This is a genomic window from Microbacterium sp. zg-B185, from assembly GCF_030246885.1.
Classification (GTDB): domain Bacteria; phylum Actinomycetota; class Actinomycetes; order Actinomycetales; family Microbacteriaceae; genus Microbacterium.
Window position 1 is genome coordinate 1,666,788 of the sequence record NZ_CP126739.1, and the last position, 16,927, is coordinate 1,683,714.

The 16,927-nt window shown below is 67.2% G+C and carries 15 protein-coding genes; 10 read left to right on the forward strand and 5 right to left on the reverse strand.

Annotation, left to right across the window (positions count from 1 at the left end):
• Window positions 1-128 precede the first annotated feature (128 nt).
• From QNO12_RS08040 to QNO12_RS08060, 5 genes are read right to left on the reverse strand one after another with little or no spacing between them, the layout of a single operon-like run.
• Entirely contained in the window at window positions 129-1,364 is a 1,236-nt protein-coding gene (locus QNO12_RS08040) for a nitrate/nitrite transporter (RefSeq protein WP_285178377.1), read from the reverse strand.
• Entirely contained in the window at window positions 1,361-2,131 is a 771-nt protein-coding gene (gene narI, locus QNO12_RS08045; protein ID WP_257503848.1) for a respiratory nitrate reductase subunit gamma, read from the reverse strand. Before narI ends, QNO12_RS08040 begins: the two co-directional genes overlap by 4 nt.
• Complete coding sequence (narJ, locus tag QNO12_RS08050) at window positions 2,131-2,757, reverse strand: nitrate reductase molybdenum cofactor assembly chaperone (protein WP_257503847.1); 627 nt, start codon at window positions 2,755-2,757, stop codon at window positions 2,131-2,133. The genes narI and narJ overlap by 1 nt, the downstream gene beginning before the upstream one ends.
• A complete protein-coding gene (narH, locus tag QNO12_RS08055) occupies window positions 2,754-4,439 on the reverse strand; it encodes a nitrate reductase subunit beta (protein WP_257503846.1) in 1,686 nt (561 codons plus the stop codon). Before narH ends, narJ begins: the two co-directional genes overlap by 4 nt.
• Window positions 4,439-8,140, reverse strand: a complete 3,702-nt coding sequence (locus QNO12_RS08060; protein ID WP_257503845.1) for a nitrate reductase subunit alpha — start codon at window positions 8,138-8,140, stop codon at window positions 4,439-4,441. Before QNO12_RS08060 ends, narH begins: the two co-directional genes overlap by 1 nt.
• A 314-nt stretch (window positions 8,141-8,454) precedes the next feature.
• On the opposite strand from QNO12_RS08060, the gene QNO12_RS08065 reads away from it, so the two are divergent.
• From QNO12_RS08065 to QNO12_RS08110, 10 genes are all read left to right on the forward strand, one after another.
• The gene (locus QNO12_RS08065; RefSeq protein ID WP_257503844.1) at window positions 8,455-9,363 is read left to right on the forward strand and encodes a beta-keto acid cleavage family enzyme; all 909 of its coding nucleotides are present in this window, start codon (window positions 8,455-8,457) and stop codon (window positions 9,361-9,363) included.
• An 84-nt stretch (window positions 9,364-9,447) separates the two neighbouring features.
• Window positions 9,448-10,380 carry an ABC transporter substrate-binding protein gene (locus tag QNO12_RS08070; RefSeq protein WP_257503843.1) on the forward strand — a complete coding sequence of 311 codons (933 nt, stop codon included), beginning with the start codon at window positions 9,448-9,450 and terminating at the stop codon, window positions 10,378-10,380.
• Window positions 10,381-10,476: 96 nt separating this feature from the next.
• Complete coding sequence (locus QNO12_RS08075; RefSeq protein ID WP_257503842.1) at window positions 10,477-11,214, forward strand: ABC transporter permease; 738 nt, start codon at window positions 10,477-10,479, stop codon at window positions 11,212-11,214.
• Window positions 11,211-12,050 (forward strand): ABC transporter permease, encoded by an 840-nt coding sequence (locus tag QNO12_RS08080; RefSeq protein ID WP_257503841.1) that lies wholly within the window; start codon window positions 11,211-11,213, stop codon window positions 12,048-12,050. Before QNO12_RS08075 ends, QNO12_RS08080 begins: the two co-directional genes overlap by 4 nt.
• A complete protein-coding gene (locus tag QNO12_RS08085; RefSeq protein WP_257503840.1) occupies window positions 12,050-12,910 on the forward strand; it encodes an ABC transporter ATP-binding protein in 861 nt (286 codons plus the stop codon). Before QNO12_RS08080 ends, QNO12_RS08085 begins: the two co-directional genes overlap by 1 nt.
• Window positions 12,907-13,893 carry a fumarylacetoacetate hydrolase family protein gene (locus QNO12_RS08090; RefSeq protein WP_257503839.1) on the forward strand — a complete coding sequence of 329 codons (987 nt, stop codon included), beginning with the start codon at window positions 12,907-12,909 and terminating at the stop codon, window positions 13,891-13,893. Before QNO12_RS08085 ends, QNO12_RS08090 begins: the two co-directional genes overlap by 4 nt.
• A gap of 2 nt (window positions 13,894-13,895) precedes the next feature.
• On the forward strand, window positions 13,896-14,621 hold the full coding sequence (locus QNO12_RS08095; protein ID WP_257503879.1) for a FadR/GntR family transcriptional regulator: 726 nt from the start codon (window positions 13,896-13,898) through the stop codon (window positions 14,619-14,621).
• Between the two features lie 437 nt (window positions 14,622-15,058).
• Entirely contained in the window at window positions 15,059-15,283 is a 225-nt protein-coding gene (locus QNO12_RS08100; protein WP_257503838.1) for a helix-turn-helix transcriptional regulator, read from the forward strand.
• A complete protein-coding gene (locus QNO12_RS08105) occupies window positions 15,283-16,605 on the forward strand; it encodes a tyrosine-type recombinase/integrase (RefSeq protein WP_257503837.1) in 1,323 nt (440 codons plus the stop codon). Before QNO12_RS08100 ends, QNO12_RS08105 begins: the two co-directional genes overlap by 1 nt.
• A gap of 30 nt (window positions 16,606-16,635) precedes the next feature.
• Window positions 16,636-16,908, forward strand: a complete 273-nt coding sequence (locus tag QNO12_RS08110; RefSeq protein WP_257503836.1) for a site-specific integrase — start codon at window positions 16,636-16,638, stop codon at window positions 16,906-16,908.
• Window positions 16,909-16,927 lie beyond the last annotated feature (19 nt).

Sequence of the window (16,927 nt, forward strand, 5' to 3'; positions counted from 1 at the left end):
TCGGCGGGGGTTGCATTCTCAACCTAGACTGCGTCCACCGCCGTGTCTGTCCCCCTTATGGGGGACAGATATGCTTGCCGCCGCATGGGCCGTGGCTGCCGATCGATCAGAGCGACGGCGGGATGCGGTCAGCGCTGCCCCGATTCGACCGCCTCGGGAGCCCGGCCTCGGCTCAGGTAGATCGTGAAGATCAGGGCGACCACCGCTGTCGCGCACAGCAGCAGCAGCCCGACGGTGTAGCTGTGCGTCTCGGCGTCGTACGTGGCGCCCATCACCAGCGGGGGGAAGAAGCCCCCGAAGCCTCCGGCGGCGCCGACGATCCCCGTCACCGAGCCCACACTCCGGGCGGGTGCGCGTTGTGCCACCCAGGCGAAGACCGCTCCGGTGCCCAGCCCGAGCGAGATCGCCATGGCTATGAAGGACGCTCCGGCCAGAAGTTCCGGAGGTGGCTTGAGCGAGATCACCACGGCCATCACCGCGGCGCCGGCGAGCGAGATGCCGGTGATCAGAGCCGGACCGAACCGATCCGAGAGCCAGCCGCCCACGGGGCGCGCGATGACCGCGGCGATGGCGAAGCCGGCGGTGCGTGCCCCGGCCCCGGTCAGATCGAAGCCGTACACCTCCCGCAGATACGTCGGCAGGTACGTGGAGAAGGCGACGAACCCGCCGAAGGTCACGGCGTACAGGAACGCCATCTGCCACGTCACGGTCAGACGCGCGGCGTCCTCGAGTTTCGGCAGGACCCGGTCGCGATTGGGTCGCCACGCGGGAGAGTCGCGCATCCCCAGCCAGACGATGACGGCGACCACCAGCAGACCGGCGGCGATGATCAGATGGGCCCAGACGTACCCCACCGATGTCACCAGGCGGGGCGTGAAGAACGCCGAGAGCGCGGTACCGCCCATCCCGGCACCGAACAGGCCGGTCGCGAAGCCGCGCTTGCCGGGCTCGTACCAGGCGTTGACGAAGGGGATGCCGACGGCGAAGGTCGTTCCGGCGATCCCGAGGATGAAGCCGAAGAGCAGCAGCAGGGGGTATGAGCCGGCCTCGCCGGCCCACATCACCAGGAGGACCGGGATCGCCGACACCGCAGTCAGGATGGTGAACATGATCCGCCCGCCGAAACGGTCGGTCAGTGCGCCGGTGAGGATGCGGCCCGCGGAACCGACCAGAACGGGCGTGGCGATCGCCATGGACAGCTGCGTGGGGGACAGATCCAGGTCCTCGGCATAGCTGACTCCGATCGGCCCGATGATGTTCCACGCCCAGAATGTGACGGTGAAGGACAGCAGCGCCAGAGCGAGATTCACCCCACGACCGGGCAGTGCGCCGGTCGTGACCCGCTCGGAGCTGTGGGTGGTCACCGGCGTGCCCGCCGGGCCGTGGGATCAGGGGCACGGTCCGGTGTGCCCACCGGCGCCCAGCCGCGCCGCGTGGCGCCGCCCGTCGTGGGGCGGTGATCGCGGCTGCGATAGACGATGTAGGGCCGGAACAGGTACTGCACAGGTGCCGTGAAGGCGTGCACGAGCCGGGTGAAAGGCCACAGGATGAACAGCGCCATGCCGCATACCGTGTGCAGGTGGAACGAGAAGGGGGCCTGTGTCATCGTTGCGATGTCGGGCTGGAGGATGAACAGCGACCGGAACCACGGGGCGACGGTTTCACGGTAGTTCTGGTCTGGAGACGGATCCACGGCGCTGATGATCGTCGTGGCCAGACCCGTGACGATCGCCGCGACCAGGACGACGTACATCGTCTTGTCGTTCTTGGTCGTCGCCATGAACACCGGGCCGGTGGCGCGACGACGGAAGATCAGGATGCCGATGCCCACGAGCGTGGCGAACCCGGCGATGCCGCCCAGACCCAGCGCGACGGCGTGGTAGCTGTCCTCGGTCACGCCGATCGCGTCGGTCCAGGACTGCGGGATCACCAGTCCCATGAAATGTCCGATGAGCACCACCAGGATGCCGAAGTGGAACAGCGGTGACCCGATCCGCAGGAGTCGCGACTCGTACAGCTGGGAGGACCGGGTGGTCCATCCGAACTGGTCATAGCGATATCGCCAGATCAGCCCGCCCACCAGCAGCGCGATCGTCAGGTACGGCAGCACCGCCCACAGGAAGACGTCCATCAGCGTCCGCCCTCCGATCCGGCCAGCGGCAGCAGGCGCGGGTCATACGCGTCCAGCCCCACGGACTCGGCCGGCGGTCCGGCGGCGGCCATGGCCATCGCCTGCTGCCGATCGTGCGGTGAGCGCCCGGGAAGGGTCTGGCAGATGCCGGCCAGCACGCCGGCATAGGGTGACTCCCGCTCGGCGAGCGCGATCCGGATCAACTCGAGGCTGGCGCGGTACTCCTGAAGCAGGGCGGCGCCGGCGTCGGGCGCGTGCCGGGCGAACTCGAGAACGAGAGGCAGATGGTCCGGCAGTTCGCCGGTGGTCGCCAGCTCCAGCCCGTGCTCCCGGTACCGCTGTTTCAGCTCCGCGAGCACCTGGCCGCGGCGGCGGGTGTCGCCATCGGTCCAGTACGACAGGTACAGCGCGTGACGCTTGGACATGTCGAACACGTCCACGTAGGTCTGCTGCACCGTTTCGGCCGGCGTGGTCTCCCACCACTCCAGCAGCGGCGCGAAGTGCGTGCCGGCTGCCGGCGCCGTCTCGGAGACGGCCCGACGGATCACCCCACGCATCCCGAGCACCTCTGCGGTGGGGTAACTGAGCGTCACCGAGGCGGCCTGATAGATCACGGCGCGGTTCATCCGCCCTCCGCCTTCCGCTCCGCCGTCCCGCCGCGGGGCGGGAACAGGCCGTTGGGGGCCCCGTTGCCGTCCCAGTTGAGAAGGTTCACCCGACCCCGCATCGTCTCATCGCCGGCTCGTGAATCGGAGCTCTGGCGGTCCTGCAGCGCCTGGAAGGTCTCCACCGCGACCGGCGTCGGCGTTCCGCTGGCTTCTCCGAACGGCGCCGACGCGTTCGCGTACGGACCGCCGTCGAAATCGAGCGAGCAGCCGAGCTCTTCCAGATCGTGCGCCTGCTCGTAGTGAGCCGTCGGGATGACGTACCGGTCCTCGTACTTCGCGATCGCCAGCAGCCGGTACATCGCGTAGAGGGTCTCGCCGTCGATGCCGACCGACGCCGGGATGGACTCGTCCCGTTCCCGACCCAGCGTGATGTCGCGCAGGTACGCGCGCATCGCCGCGAGGCGGCGCAGAACCGTGGTGATGATCGTCGCATCCCCTGCCGTGAACAGCTCCGCCAGATACTCCACCGGGATGCGCAGCGCCTCGATCGCGCCGAAGAGCGTGCCGGCCGCCTCCGCATCGTGCCCCTGGTCGCGCAGCAGGTCGACGATGGGCGACAGCGGCGGGATGTACCAGACCATCGGCATCGTGCGGTACTCCGGGTGCAGCGGCAGTGCCACGCGGTAGGTCTTGGCCAGTGCGTACACCGGTGAGCGGCGCGCGGCATCCAGCCAGTCCTCCGGGATGTCCTGCTCCTGGGCGGCCCGGATCACGGCCGGATCATTCGGATCGAGCATCAGCTCGAGCTGTGCCTCGTACAGATCCCGCTCGTTCGGGGTCGAGGCGGCGGCGGTCACGCCGTCCGCGTCGTAGAGGAACAGTCCGAGGTAGCGCAGTCGTCCGACGCACGTCTCCGAGCAGATGGTGGGCAGCCCCACCTCCAGGCGCGGGTAGCAGAGCGTGCACTTCTCCGCCTTGCCGGTCTTGTGGTTGAAGTACATCTTCTTGTACGGGCAGCCGGTGATGCACTGACGCCAGCCGCGGCAGCGGTCCTGGTCGACCAGGACGATGCCGTCTTCGGCCCGCTTGTAGATCGCGCCGGAGGGGCAGGATGCCATGCACGACGGATTCAGGCAGTGCTCGCAGATGCGCGGCAGGTAGAACATGAAGGTCTGCTCGAACTGGAACTTGATCGCGTCCTCGGACTCGCGTCGCACCTTCTCCACCATCGGATCGAGGTGTCCCAGCTCGCTGACCCCGCCCAGGTTGTCGTCCCAGTTGGCTGACCAGGTGATCTTGGTGTCCTCACCGGTGATCAGCGACTTCGGCCGCGCGACCGGGAAATCATCCCCGAGCGGGGCGTCGATCAGCGTGCGGTAGTCGTACGTCCACGGCTCGTAGTAGTCCTTCAGCTCCGGCTGCACCGGCGAGGAGAAGATCGACAGCAGGCGTCGGACGCGGCCGCCGGTGCGCAGCTTGAGCCGCCCGCGCCGGTTCACCGTCCAGCCCCCGCGCCACTTCTCCTGATCCTCGTATCGCCGCGGATACCCCTGCCCGGGTCGGGTCTCGACGTTGTTGAACCAGACGTACTCGGTGCCGGCGCGGTTCGTCCACGCCTGTTTGCAGGTCACCGAGCAGGTGTGGCACCCGATGCACTTGTCCAGATTCATCACCATGCCCATCTGAGCCATCACGCGCATCAGTAGGTCACCTCCTGGGAACGACGGCGGATGGTGGCGACCATGTCGCGCTGGTTGCCGGTGGGGCCGAGATAGTTGAACGCGTAGGAGAGCTGCCCGTAGCCGCCGATCAGATGGGTGGGTTTGACCAGGAGTCGGGTGGGGGAGTTGTGGATGCCTCCGCGCCGCCCGGTCGCCTCGGATTTCGGGACGTCGATCGTGCGTTCCTGGGCGTGGTGGACGTAGACCACGCCCTCCGGCATCCGATGCGAGACGATCGCGCGGCCGACGAAGACGCCGTTCGAGTTGACGCACTCGACCCAGTCGTTGTCGCTGACCCCGATGGCACCGGCATCCGCGGGCGCCATCCACACCGTGGGGCCGCCGCGGGAGAGCGAGAGCATGAGGAGGTTGTCCTGGTATTCGGAGTGGATCGACCACTTGTTGTGCGGGGTGAGGTACCGCACCACCACCTGCTGGCGGCCGTCGGGACCGAGCTTGGCTTCGCCGAAGAGCCGGTGCATGTCCAACGGGGGCCGGTAGATGGGCAGCGCCTCGCCCAGGTCGCGCATCCAGTCGTGATCGAGGTAGAAGTGCATGCGGCCGGTCAGGGTGTGGAAGGGCTTCAGCCGTTCGATGTTGATGGTGAACGGGGCGTACCGGCGCCCGCCGGTCTCGGACCCGGACCATTCCGGCGACGTGACCACCGGTACGGGTGCCGCCTGCGTCATGGCGAAGGTGATGTGCTTCTCCGCCGACCCTTCGGCGAGGTCGACGAGCGGCCTTCCGACCCGCTTCTCCAACGTCGCGAACCCCTGCACTGCCAGGTTTCCGTTGGTCGTGCCGGAGAAGGCGAGGATCGCCTCGGCCATCTTCGCGTCGGTGTCGATCGCCGGTCGACCGTCCCCTGCGCCGCCCAGCTTCACCCCGTTGCCGTTCGCCAGGCGCGCCACCTCCGCGGTCACGTCGTACGTGACGTTCTTCGTGGCGAAGCCGAGCCGGTCGGCGAGGGGTCCGACGGTGGCGAGCTTGTCGGCGATCGCGGTGTAGTCCCGCTCCACCACGGCCAGCGCGGGCAGGGTCTTGCCCGGTACGGGGGCGACGTCGCCGCGCGCCCAGTCCCGCACCACGCCGCCGGGCTGGCTGACCTCGCCGGGGGTGTCGTGCTGCATGGGCACCGAGACGATGTCCCTGCGCACGCCGAGGTGGACGCGCGCCATCTCGGAGAACTGGCGGGCGATGGCCGAGAACATGTCGAAGTCGCTGCGCGATTCCCACGGCGGATCGATGGCGGGCGTGAAGGCGTGCACGAACGGATGCATGTCCGTGGAGGACAGATCGTGCTTCTCGTACCAGGTCGCCGCAGGGAAGACCACGTCCGAGAGCAGGGTGGTGGAGGTCATCCGAAAGTCCGCGGACACCAGCAGATCGAGCTTGCCCTGCGGAATCTCATCGCGCCACGCGATCTCCGTCGGCCGAGCGGATCCCTCGTCCGAGGCCATCAGGTTGCTCTGGGTTCCCAGCAGATGCGTGAGGAAGTACTCGTTGCCCTTGGCTGAGGAGCCCATCAGGTTGGAACGCCACAGCATCAGCAGTCGCGGCCACGACCGCGGCGCGTCGATGTCCGAGATGGCCGTCTGCAGTGTTCCGTCGACGAGGCGGGATGTGACGTAGGAGGTTTCGTCCTTCGCCTCCCCGGCCTGCACCGCCGCCGCCGCGTCATCGGCAAGGTCCAGCGGGTTCGCGTCCCACTGCGGATAGAACGGCATCCACCCCAGCCGTGCCGCCTGCGCGATGGTGTCCGCGGTGTGCATGCCGGTGAGGTTCCCCTCCGCCAGCGGCGAGGCCAGTGCGTCGGCGCTGTACCCGTCGAAACGCCATTGATCGGTGTGCATGTACCAGTAGGCGGTGCCGATCATGGTCCGCGGCGGACGTGCCCAATCCAGCGCGTTCGCCAGGGAGAGCCATCCGGTGATGGGGCGGCACTTCTCCTGCCCCACATAGTGCGCCCATCCGCCGCCGTTGCGGCCCATCGCCCCAGTGAGGATCAGCAGCGCCAGGATCGCCCGGTAGGTGGCATCCCCGTGGAACCATTGGCAGATCCCGGCGCCCATGATGATCATCGAGCGGCCGTGCGAATCGATCGAATTCGTGGCCAGTTCGCGGGCGATGCGCGTGCATGCCTCGGCCGGCACGCCGGTGATGTCCTCCTGCCAGGCCGGGGTGTACGGGGTGGCGGCGTCCTCGTAGCCGGTGGGCCATTCGCCGGGCAGCCCGTCCCGGTGCACGCCGTACTGGGCGAGCATCAAGTCCAGCACGGTGGTCACCAGGATGCCGTTCACCCGCGTCGCCGGGACCCCGCGGCGCAGCACCGCTCCGGAGCCGTCCGGCGCGTCGAACCGGGGGAAGAGCACTTCGACCGCCTCCTCCGCCCCTGGCAGGTCGCGCACCGACATCGCCGGATCGACGCCCTCGAGATCCAGGTTCCAGCGCCCGACGCCGGATTCGGCGTGCCGGAAGCCGAGGGAGCCGTTCGGCACCCGTGCCGCACCGGACGCGGCATCCAGCACGACGGTCTTCCACGCGTCCTCGGGGTCGGTGCGGCCGAGATCCGCGGCGGTGAGGAACTTGCCGGGCACGAGTGAACCGTCCGCGTGCGGGACCAGGGTGATCAGGTGCGGCAGGTCTGTGTACGTGCGGGCGAAATCGGCGAAGAAGGGTGCGCGCCGTCGCACGTAGTGCTCCGTCAGGATGACGTGACCCATCGCCATCGCCAGCGCGGCATCGGTGCCGGCCTGGCAGGGCAGCCATTCATCGGCGAACTTGGTGTTGTCGGCGTAGTCCGGGGACACCGTCACGACCTTCGTTCCGCGATAGCGGACCTCGGCCATCCAGTGCGCGTCCGGGGTGCGGGTCACCGGAACGTTCGAACCCCACATCATCAGGTAGGTGGCATCCCACCAGTCCCCGGATTCGGGCACGTCGGTCTGGTCGCCGAACACCTGGGGGCTCGCGACCGGAAGGTCGGCGTACCAGTCGTAGAAGGACGTCATCACGCCGCCGAGCAACTGGGTGAACCGCGTGCCGATGCAGTGCGACACCATCGACATCCCGGGGATGGGCGAGAAGCCGGCGACCCGGTCGGGTCCGTACTCCTTGATCGTGTGCACGTAGCCGGCGGCGACGAGCTCGACGGCCTCCGCCCACGTCGCTCGCACCAGTCCCCCCTTGCCGCGAGCCTGCTGATAGCGGCGGCGGATGTCCGGATCGGTGGTGATCCGCCCGAAAGCCAGGACGGGGTCGCCGGTCTCCGCCTTCGCCTTGCGGTACTCCTCCAGGAGCACGCCGCGGACGTAGGGGTAGCGCACCCGGGTGGGGGAGTAGGTGTACCACGAGAACGCGGCGCCGCGCGGGCAGCCGCGGGGCTCGTACTCGGGTCGGTCCGGTCCCACACTGGGATAGTCGGTCTGCTGCGCCTCCCACGTGATGATGCCGTCCTTGACGTACACCTTCCACGAGCAGGATCCGGTGCAGTTGACGCCGTGCGTGGAGCGGACGACCTTGTCGTGGCTCCACCGATCGCGGTAGAAGGAATCGCCCTCACGGCCGCCCTGCAGGAACTCCGCCCGATGATCGGAGGTCTGCTCCCGTCTGGTGAAGAACCGTGCGACGCTCAGTAGCGCATCGGAAGCCGGACCGTCAACACCGATCGCGGGCGTCATGCCCGAAAGCTACTCGGGCCGGGTGACCCCTGCTAAGGGCTTAGGTCCCGCATCGCAATCGCGGAGATCAAGCATCGGCTGTTGCTAATTGAGCATGATGATTGTAATGTAATCGCAGTCGACAGCAGGGACTGTCCGGTCCCGACTCAACGAGGAGACGGTTGTGACAGCACCATCCCTCCTCCCCACGAGGTCCTGCTTCAGGGATGACCGGATCCTCTTCCCCTGACGCAGGCGAGTGTCCGTAGAACCGCAGTCCCGGCGTCTCGCCCGCCCGCCCCATACCTCCATCACACGAAAGCATGGGAGATCGCATGTCATCTCGGCCCGTAGTCATCGTCGTCGCTCCGACCGGGGGCATGCAGATGCCGCGTCCCGGCGTGGAGGTGCCGCTCACCGCTGACGAGATCAGCGCCGAGGCGCGCCGCTGCCGCGACGCGGGCGCGGCACTCGTGCACGTCCACGCGCGCGACAAGAACGGCAAGAACACGATCAAGCCGGAGGCGTTCAACCGGATCATCAAGCAGATCCGGGATCAAACCGACATCCTCGTGCAGACCACGAACGGATCCGGTGTGACGCAGGATCCGAAGACGGGCGAGTGGCGCTGGCCGAACGACGACGATCGCCTCGGGCTTTTGAACCTGGACGAAGCGCCCGACGTCTACGGAATCGCCGCGGGATCTGCTGACTTCTGGCACCCCGACGGCGGTTACTTCGACGAGGTCCCCTACATGAACTCGCCGCGCTACCTGAAGGAGACCATCCAAGAGGTCTACGGCAAGGGATCGACGCTCGAGTACGAGGTGACCGGTCTGCACGTCATGGACCGGTTGGCCCTCTACGCGGAGCAGGGGTTCCTGGACCGGAATGCGTCGAACCTGTGGTTCACGTTCGGCGGCGGGCTGTGCTTCAGCCCGGCAGATCCGGAGAGGCTCGTCCACGCTCAGTCGTACATGAAGCGGCTCTTCCCGAATGCGAAGTGGGGCGTGCTCGGTGCGGGGCTGCACCAGTACACCTGGCCGGCACTCGCTCTCGCTCTGGACTGCGACGTCATCCGCGTCGGGATGGAGGACAGCCTCTACCTGCCAGACGGCTCTCTCGCACGGACGAATCACGACATCGTCGAGGCCGTCGCCAAGATCGTCGAGGTCTTCGGACGCCGCCCCGCGACGCCGGCCGAGGCTCGCACGATTCTCGGCCTCGATGTCGTTCCGCAGTAACAGTTCGCAGTAAAGGGCAACAACCAACGAAAGGTAACGACTGTGCGCAGATTTGTTGCATTGACAGCGGGCGCGGGAGTGGCGATGTTGGCACTCTCGGCCTGTGCTTCCGGTGGAGCTTCGGGTGCAGACCCGTCGGGAGATCCAGGGCTGACTCCCGTGCGGTTGGGCTCGACGACGATTTCCGTGACCGCGTGCCTCCAGCTCGGGATCGAACGCGGCACCTTCGAGGAGCACGGACTCGACGTCGAGTACCAGGCCAGTCAGTCCGGCGCTGCCATCATGCCGGCGGTCGCGGCCGGCCAGACGGAGTTCGGCGTCTCCGGCCCTCCCACGGTGCTTCTCGCGGCCGCGCAGGGGATCGACGTCGTCGCGGTGACGGGCATCAACTCGTCCCCGACCGAAGGACCCGACGCAGCGGCCGTGGTCGTGAGCGCCGACTCCGACATCCAGAGCTCCGCTGACCTTCCCGGGCACTCCGTCGCGGTCACGACGCTCAACGGAAGCGGTGCGCTCAACATCCGCGACTCCGTGAAGAAGGCGGGAGGAGACGCCGAAGAGGTCTCCTTTGTCGAGATCGGCCTGCCCGACATGGGCGCACAGCTCGAGGCGGGGACCGTCGACGCGGTGTGGACTCTCGAGCCGTTCCTGGGACTGCTCGTGGAGCAAGGCAACCGCGTCGTCTCCTACCCGTCGGTCGAGGCCATCCCCGGGCAACCCGCACTCGTGACCTTCGCCGCACGCAAGTACGCCGAAGCGAACCCCGAGGTGGTCAAGGGTTTCCAGGAGGCCGTGTTCGAGTCGGTCGCCTATTGTGAAGAGAATCCGGACGACTACAAGGACGCGATCGTGCGTTACGTGGAGATGCCGGCGGATGTGGTGGCGGCCATCCAACCCGAGATCTGGACCCCGGAGATCGATGGTGACCTTCTTCAGCAGATCGCCGACCAGATGCTCACCTATGGCGTGATCGACTCCGAACTCGACGCCGGCGACCTCTTCGTCAGCACGAAGTAGCGGCTTGTGACCAGTCCGGCCATGGCCTCGGTGCGAACGGGACGAGCACGGCTCCGCCTCCTGGGGGATTCGCGGGTCCTCCTCGGTGGGGTTGGTGTGCTCGCACTGATCGCGCTGGCGGAGATCCTGCCCAGGGTCGGACTGGTCAACCCGCGCTTCCTGCCGCCGTTCTCCGAGATAATGCCGGCCCTCGTCCAGAGGCTGCAGACGCCGGTCTTCTGGCAAGCGCTCGCCGACACGCTCATCACGTGGGGGGCGGGGGTGTCCATCGCCCTGGTCGCCGGGGTCGTGCTCGGCATGATCATCGGCTCGGTAGCAGTGCTTCGGGAAGCCACCGCATCCACCATCGAGTTCCTGCGACCGATCCCGTCGGTGGCGTTGATCCCGCTGGCCGTCATCGTATTCGGCCCCGGACGCGCGTCGACCGTGTTCCTGATCATCTTCTCGTCGTTTTGGATGGTGATCATCCAGGTGCTTGCGGGCGTTCAAGACGTGGACCCGGTCGCGCGCGACACCGCCCGGAGTTACCGGTTCCGGCTGTTGACCGTCGGCCTGCGGGTCGTCTGGCCGACGACCCTGCCTTACGCCCTCACCGGGTTCAGACTGGCGGCGACGGTCGCTCTTCTGCTGACGATCACAGGAGAGTTGATCATCGGGTCTCCCGGCCTCGGCAGTCTGCTCTCCCTCGCGCAGCAGTCCGGCCAAGTGGCCGGGATGTATGCCCTGGCCATCGTGTGCAGCCTTCTCGCTCTGCTGGTCAACCTCGGGATCCGGCTCCTGGAGCGCCGGGTGCTGCATTGGCATCCCTCCGTGCGACTGGAGCAGGCACTGTGAGCATCCGGGACTCCGTCGATACGCCGGATTCCGTCGCACGTCGGCGACCGATCCCCGGGTCCTCGTGGCTCAGGCGCGTGTTGATGGTCTTCGGCCTGCCGACAGTGCTCGTCATCGTCTGGTGGCTTACGTCCGAACGCGCGGACAGCATCTACTTCCCGCCCCTGAGCGAGATCTTCGGGCTGTTCGGCAAGACCTGGTTCGAGTCGGACCGGATCACCCACGATGTCGTGCCGTCCATCGTCAGGCTGCTCATCGCCTACGGGCTCGCGCTCCTCATCGGCATCGCCTTGGGCATCGCCATCGGACTGTCCCGATCGCTTCGATCCATCACCGAACCGGTACTTGAGTTCTTCCGCGCAGTCCCCCCGCCGGTGCTCATCCCGGTCCTCATGCTCTTCCTCGGCATCGGCACGCCCATGAAGATCTGGGTCATCGTCTTCGGCACGGTCTGGCCCATCCTCCTCAACACGATCGAGGGCGTCCGCGCGTTCGATGAGGTGCTGCGGGACACCGTGAAGAGTTATCGCCTGGGCCCGCGACGGCGTCTCGCCATCACCCTCAGGGGCGCCTCGCCGCAGATCGTGACGGGTGCCCGCCAGGGGCTCGCGATCGCCGTGATCCTCATGGTGCTTTCGGAGATGTTCGCCGCGAACGAGGGACTCGGCTACACAGTCGTGTTCTTCCAGCGTTCGTTCGCGATTCCCGAGATGTGGAGCGGAATCATTGTGCTCGGCCTTCTCGGCGTGACCCTGTCCCTGATATTCCGACTGATCGAGCGGTGGCTGCTGTTCTGGTACCACGGCCAGCGTCAGTCACAACGCGGAGGAAACTGATGCCCGACCAACCCGTCCGTCGCGAAAGCGGATCGGAGATGCTCCGAGTCGAGCACCTTCAGAAGACCTATCGCTCTGCACAAGGAGAGACCGAGGCGATCCGCGACCTCACCTTCGAGGTGCGGGCCGGCGAGATGGTGTGCATCGTGGGTCCGTCAGGCGCCGGTAAGACCACACTGATGCGCTGCATCTCCGGTCTCCTGCCCGCCAGTGCCGGTCAGGTCACACTGGAGGGCCGACGGGTGTCCGGCCCGCCGGAGGGAATCGCCGTGGTGTTCCAGGAGTACGCGCGGTCGTTGTTCCCGTGGCTCACGGTCCGTGAGAACGTCGAGCTTCCCCTCAAGGAGATGAAGCTGAAGAAGCCGGAGCGTCACCGTCGCGTGCAGGAATCGTTGGATGCCGTCAGCCTCGCCGACGTCCCCGACGCGTACCCCTGGCAGCTCTCCGGCGGCATGCAGCAGCGCGTCGCCATCGCTCGCGCTGTCGCGTGCGAGCCCCACATCCTGCTGATGGACGAACCGTTCGCTGCCGTTGACGCCCAGACCCGCGCCGATCTCGAAGACCTGGTTCGTCAGCTCTGGCATCGGCTGGGAATCACACTGTTGTTCGTCACGCACGACATCGACGAGTCGATCTACCTCGGACAGCGCGTTCTGGTGTTGTCCGCCCGTCCCACAGTGATCCTCGAAGACGTCCAGATCGATCTGCCGGACGAGCGCGATCAGATCGTGACGCGCAGTGCGCCGGAATTCGCCCGTCTTCGTGCCCACATCTACGACCTCGTCCGGAAGGCGAAGAAGGGATACCGCCCCGAGTCCGCGGTCACCGCGCAGGCCGACACCGTGAAGGAGCTCCCGTGAAGATCGGCCGATGGGAGGGTGCTGAGGGGGGCGCCGAAGGTTTCATCCACGACGGCCGTGCGATCGAGTTCCTCGACGGATGGTCTGTCGCCGATGCCCTCGGCTCCGGGCTGCCGGACCTGCGGTCCCGTTTCGGTGCGGCGACAGCCGCCGACGCGGGCGTCCAGCTTGCGGAGGTCCGCCTGCTCGCGCCGCTGCGTCCGGCCACCGTCCGCGACTTCGTCACGTTCGAAGAGCATGTCGAGGGCATCACCGCCGGGGTCCAGGGGGCGAGCGACGTTCCCGCGGAGTGGTACCAGGCGCCGACCTTCTACTTCACGAACCCGCACACGATTCTCGGCGACGGTGAGATGCTCTCGCCCCCGGTCTCCGAGCGGCTGGACTTCGAGCTCGAGGTCGCGGTCGTCGTCGGGGGGCAGGTAGGAGGTGCGAGCAACCTGACTCCCGAGGCGGCGGCGGGTCGCATCTTCGGGTGCACCATCTTGAACGACTGGTCGGCGCGCGACCTTCAGGCCCGCGAGATGAAGGTGCACCTCGGGCCGGCGAAGGGCAAGGACTTCGGCACCTCCTTGGGCCCGTGGATCGTCACGGCGGATGAGGTCGAAGGCTATCTCGACGCTGAGGGCTTTCTCGAGCTCCGAGCCGAGACCTTCGTGAACGGCGAGCTCATCGGCACAGACCTCCTGTCGAACATGGGGTGGACGTTCCGTGAACTCGTCGCGTACGCGTCCCGCAACTCGGTCGTGGTGCCCGGCGACGTGCTGGGCTCGGGGACGGTCGGAAACGGCGGCTGCCTGGGCGAGCTGTGGGGACGAAACGGCGGCCCGACACCCCCGCCGCTTCGAGAGGGCGACGAGGTTTGTCTCGTCGTCGAGGGCCTCGGTAAGATCGTGAACCGGGTAGGCCCGGCCGTCGCTGCGCCGCCCGTCGCGGCAGCCCGCCCGGGGGACCGCCGGCGGGCGCGGGGAGGATTGCAGAGGTGAGCATGAGCGATACTCGGGAGCCGGGCGAGCCCAAGTTGCGCACGGTGACATCTCGGGCTGCGGTCGCCGCCCTGTACGTCCAGGACCTGATTGCCCAACGTGAACTCGGCCCCGGCGCTTTCGTGGCGAGCAAGTCCGACCTGCAGAGCGCCACGGGGGTCGCGCGCTCGACGGTGGGCGAGGCGCTGAAGATCCTCCAGGAACGCAGGATCGTCACAGTGAAGCCGGGTCCGCGCGGGGGTGTCTTCGTGGCCGACCCTGAGGCGAATTACACGGTCAAGCGCCTGTTCCTCGTGAGCGGCAAGACCGCGGACGCGATGGCGGTGCGTGATCAGCTCGAGCCGATGGTCATCCGGGAGGCGGTGCTGTGGCGCACCGCCACTGACGTGTCCGAGCTGCGCGAACTCATCCGTCTGACCCGCGAGCGCGTGGACGACCAGATGCAGACCCTCGCGTTGATCTGGCGGCTGCACCGCAGGATCGGCGAGATCACCCCGAATGCCTTCTTGCGTGCCACCTACGTCGACCTCATCGACTACCTCCGCGAGCACACTGCGCCCGCGCAGAGTCCTCCCGTCGCCTCGCGGGAGGACCTCGAAGCGCGGCGCGTGAAGGCTCACGAAGCGCTGGTGGATGTCATCGAGCGGGGAGACCCCGATGCCATCGACGCCGCGATGGCGGTGCACGACGCGTTCGAGCGGTCGCCGCGCGATCGACCCGGCTCCTGATCGACCCGGCTCCTGATCGACCAGGCTCCTGATGGAGTAGCGCACGAGGTCGCTCCCTGTCTTTGACATGATCGCTCCCGTGACGTTCCGTGCGGCGCGCGCGCGGACGGCCCGTCGGCAATGTCTTGCCGGCGTTTTACCGCGACGACTGTCGGCTGACCAGTCCCGCGAGAGCGACGAAGAGCCCCCCGAGCGCGGCTCGGAGGGCTCTTCGTGACGGGGCGGGATCAGACCCCGTAGTACAGCTCGGCTTTAGGATCTGAGATTCGGAGGGTGTTCCACAGGATCGTACTCCCTTGCGAACTCAGGGAAGTGCGATGCTGAGCATGGGGTGGGTCGCCGCTGCGGCTGTCCGAGGACCTGTCCGTTTTGCCGATTCTTGTCCGCCCTACGGGTCTTCCTGGGGGTCTACGGGAGGTGCCGCCTACCTGTTTGATATGAGCGCCGACCGCCCTCGCCTCTGGACTGCCCAGGAGCTTGCCGACTATACGGGCATCCCCATCAGGACGCTCGCTGACTGGCGGACGGAGCGCGCGCGCAGCCGAGGTCTCGGATTGCCGTTCGTCGCAATCTCGGCGCACAACGTCCGCTACCGCGATGAGGATATCGAGGCGTTCATCGCAGGGCGGATCGTGGCTCCGATGGATAGGGCGGCCGACTGATGGCGCGGCCGAAGCGCGCGCTCGGCGAACTCGGCAAGGTGACCTACACCGTTGAGGGGAGCGGTCTCGTCATCGCGCGAGGACGCGTCCACGACGGCAACGGGCGCGAGCGTCGTCCGAGCGGCAGCGGAGCGACCGAAGCCGAGGCGCTGGCCGCATTGCAGGAAGCGGCCGATGTTGCCGTCGGTCGAGTCCTGGCACGACGCACGCAGCTCATGACCGTCTCGGAGTTGGCGACGGCGTGGCTGAAGACGGCGTATCACGACGACGACCCGCGAGTGCTGCGCCAACGCCGCGAGCAGACCGTCGATGGCTACGCATCGGTGGTCCGAGCGCATGTCACCCCGCGCGCCGGAGCCATCCGTATCGCCGACATCACCGCTGATCGCGCCGACGGGCTGCTCATGGACATCGCACGGGAGAAGTCGGTGACGACCGCGAACAAGGTTCGTAACGTGATGTCGCTCATGTTCGATTGGGCGATCCAGCAGGGACATTTCTCGGCTGCCGGGTCGATCCAGCAGACACGGTACGGAGCGGTCGTCGTGGCGAACCCCATCCGTGCGACCCGGCGAGCGGATGAGCCGAACACGGTGTACTTCGAACTCGACGCGTTGCAGGTCAAGTACATCCTCCACCTCATCCGCGACGTGTGGCCGGAGCGACACCGGGCGCGGTATCCGGTGGGCCGGCGGCCCAATTACAAGCTGCTCGCCGACTACATCCTCATCACGCTCGGCACTTCCGAGAGAACCGCGGAGCCGATTGCGATCCGGTTCCAGGACGTGCGGTTCGAGGCGGTGGAGCAGCCGGATGGAAGCCTCACGATGGAGGCGCTCGTCTGGGTCGGGGGGACGATGGTTCGCACGAAGTCCCGCGGCCTGTTCCGCCAGGACTCGCCCAAGTCGGAGCGGCAGAAGCGTTGGGTTCGCGTTCCGAAGTTCGCCGCCAAGGTGCTGAGCGAGCTCGTGGCCAGCCATGTTCCCGATGCCGAACGGAATCCCGACGACTTGCTGTTCACGACCGAGCGCGGCCGGCCGCGCGACCCCAGCGCAGTCGGCGAGCTGCTACGGATGTTCCGCCGCGAGTTCAAGCCGGAGCTCTTGGCAATCGGGGTCGACGCCGAGCACCTCACCTTCCGCAGCCTCCGCAAGGCCGTCGCCGCGGCGGTATCGAACACGGCCGGCGTCGAGGTCGCACGCGATCTGCTCGGGCACAGCGACGCGGCGATCACCGAAGGCCACTACGCGAAGCGCCCCGACCTCATTGTCGAAATCGCCGCCGACGCGCTCGATGAGGTGTTCGCGGGCATTAACGCATGAAAGGCCGGGAAGAGGGAGAACTGACAACGCATGATTGTGAGCAACTACGAGCCGCTGCTGCGCACGTTCGTCGACGACAACGCTGCGGCGCTCACCGCCTGGGGTGTCGATGTGGACGACTTCACGACACACCTGTATCGACGCACGACGGCGACATTCGTCGAGCGCCCCGCCGGAATCACACTCGCTTCGCGGCTGCTCGGCCACGCGAACGAGCAGATCACGCGCGCGAGCTGCGGCGTCTGCGCCGTCGAAGTCGACCCGATCACGATCGACATCCTCGACGAAGTTCTCGGATCCTGACAGGCAGGGAAGGTGCAAC

What these genes read in the sequence shown, in the direction of transcription:
- QNO12_RS08100 (WP_257503838.1), top strand. Translation starts at nt 15,059, where the DNA reads ATGAGCGCCGACCGCCCTCGCCTCTGGACTGCCCAGGAGCTTGCCGAC.
- narH (WP_257503846.1), bottom strand. Translation starts at nt 4,439, where the DNA reads ATGCGCGTGATGGCTCAGATGGGCATGGTGATGAATCTGGACAAGTGC.
- QNO12_RS08095 (WP_257503879.1), top strand. Translation starts at nt 13,896, where the DNA reads ATGAGCGATACTCGGGAGCCGGGCGAGCCCAAGTTGCGCACGGTGACA.
- QNO12_RS08110 (WP_257503836.1), top strand. Translation starts at nt 16,636, where the DNA reads ATGATTGTGAGCAACTACGAGCCGCTGCTGCGCACGTTCGTCGACGAC.
- narJ (WP_257503847.1), bottom strand. Translation starts at nt 2,757, where the DNA reads ATGAACCGCGCCGTGATCTATCAGGCCGCCTCGGTGACGCTCAGTTAC.
- QNO12_RS08060 (WP_257503845.1), bottom strand. Translation starts at nt 8,140, where the DNA reads ATGACGCCCGCGATCGGTGTTGACGGTCCGGCTTCCGATGCGCTACTG.
- QNO12_RS08085 (WP_257503840.1), top strand. Translation starts at nt 12,050, where the DNA reads ATGCCCGACCAACCCGTCCGTCGCGAAAGCGGATCGGAGATGCTCCGA.
- QNO12_RS08070 (WP_257503843.1), top strand. Translation starts at nt 9,448, where the DNA reads ATGTTGGCACTCTCGGCCTGTGCTTCCGGTGGAGCTTCGGGTGCAGAC.
- QNO12_RS08065 (WP_257503844.1), top strand. Translation starts at nt 8,455, where the DNA reads ATGTCATCTCGGCCCGTAGTCATCGTCGTCGCTCCGACCGGGGGCATG.
- narI (WP_257503848.1), bottom strand. Translation starts at nt 2,131, where the DNA reads ATGGACGTCTTCCTGTGGGCGGTGCTGCCGTACCTGACGATCGCGCTG.
- QNO12_RS08105 (WP_257503837.1), top strand. Translation starts at nt 15,283, where the DNA reads ATGGCGCGGCCGAAGCGCGCGCTCGGCGAACTCGGCAAGGTGACCTAC.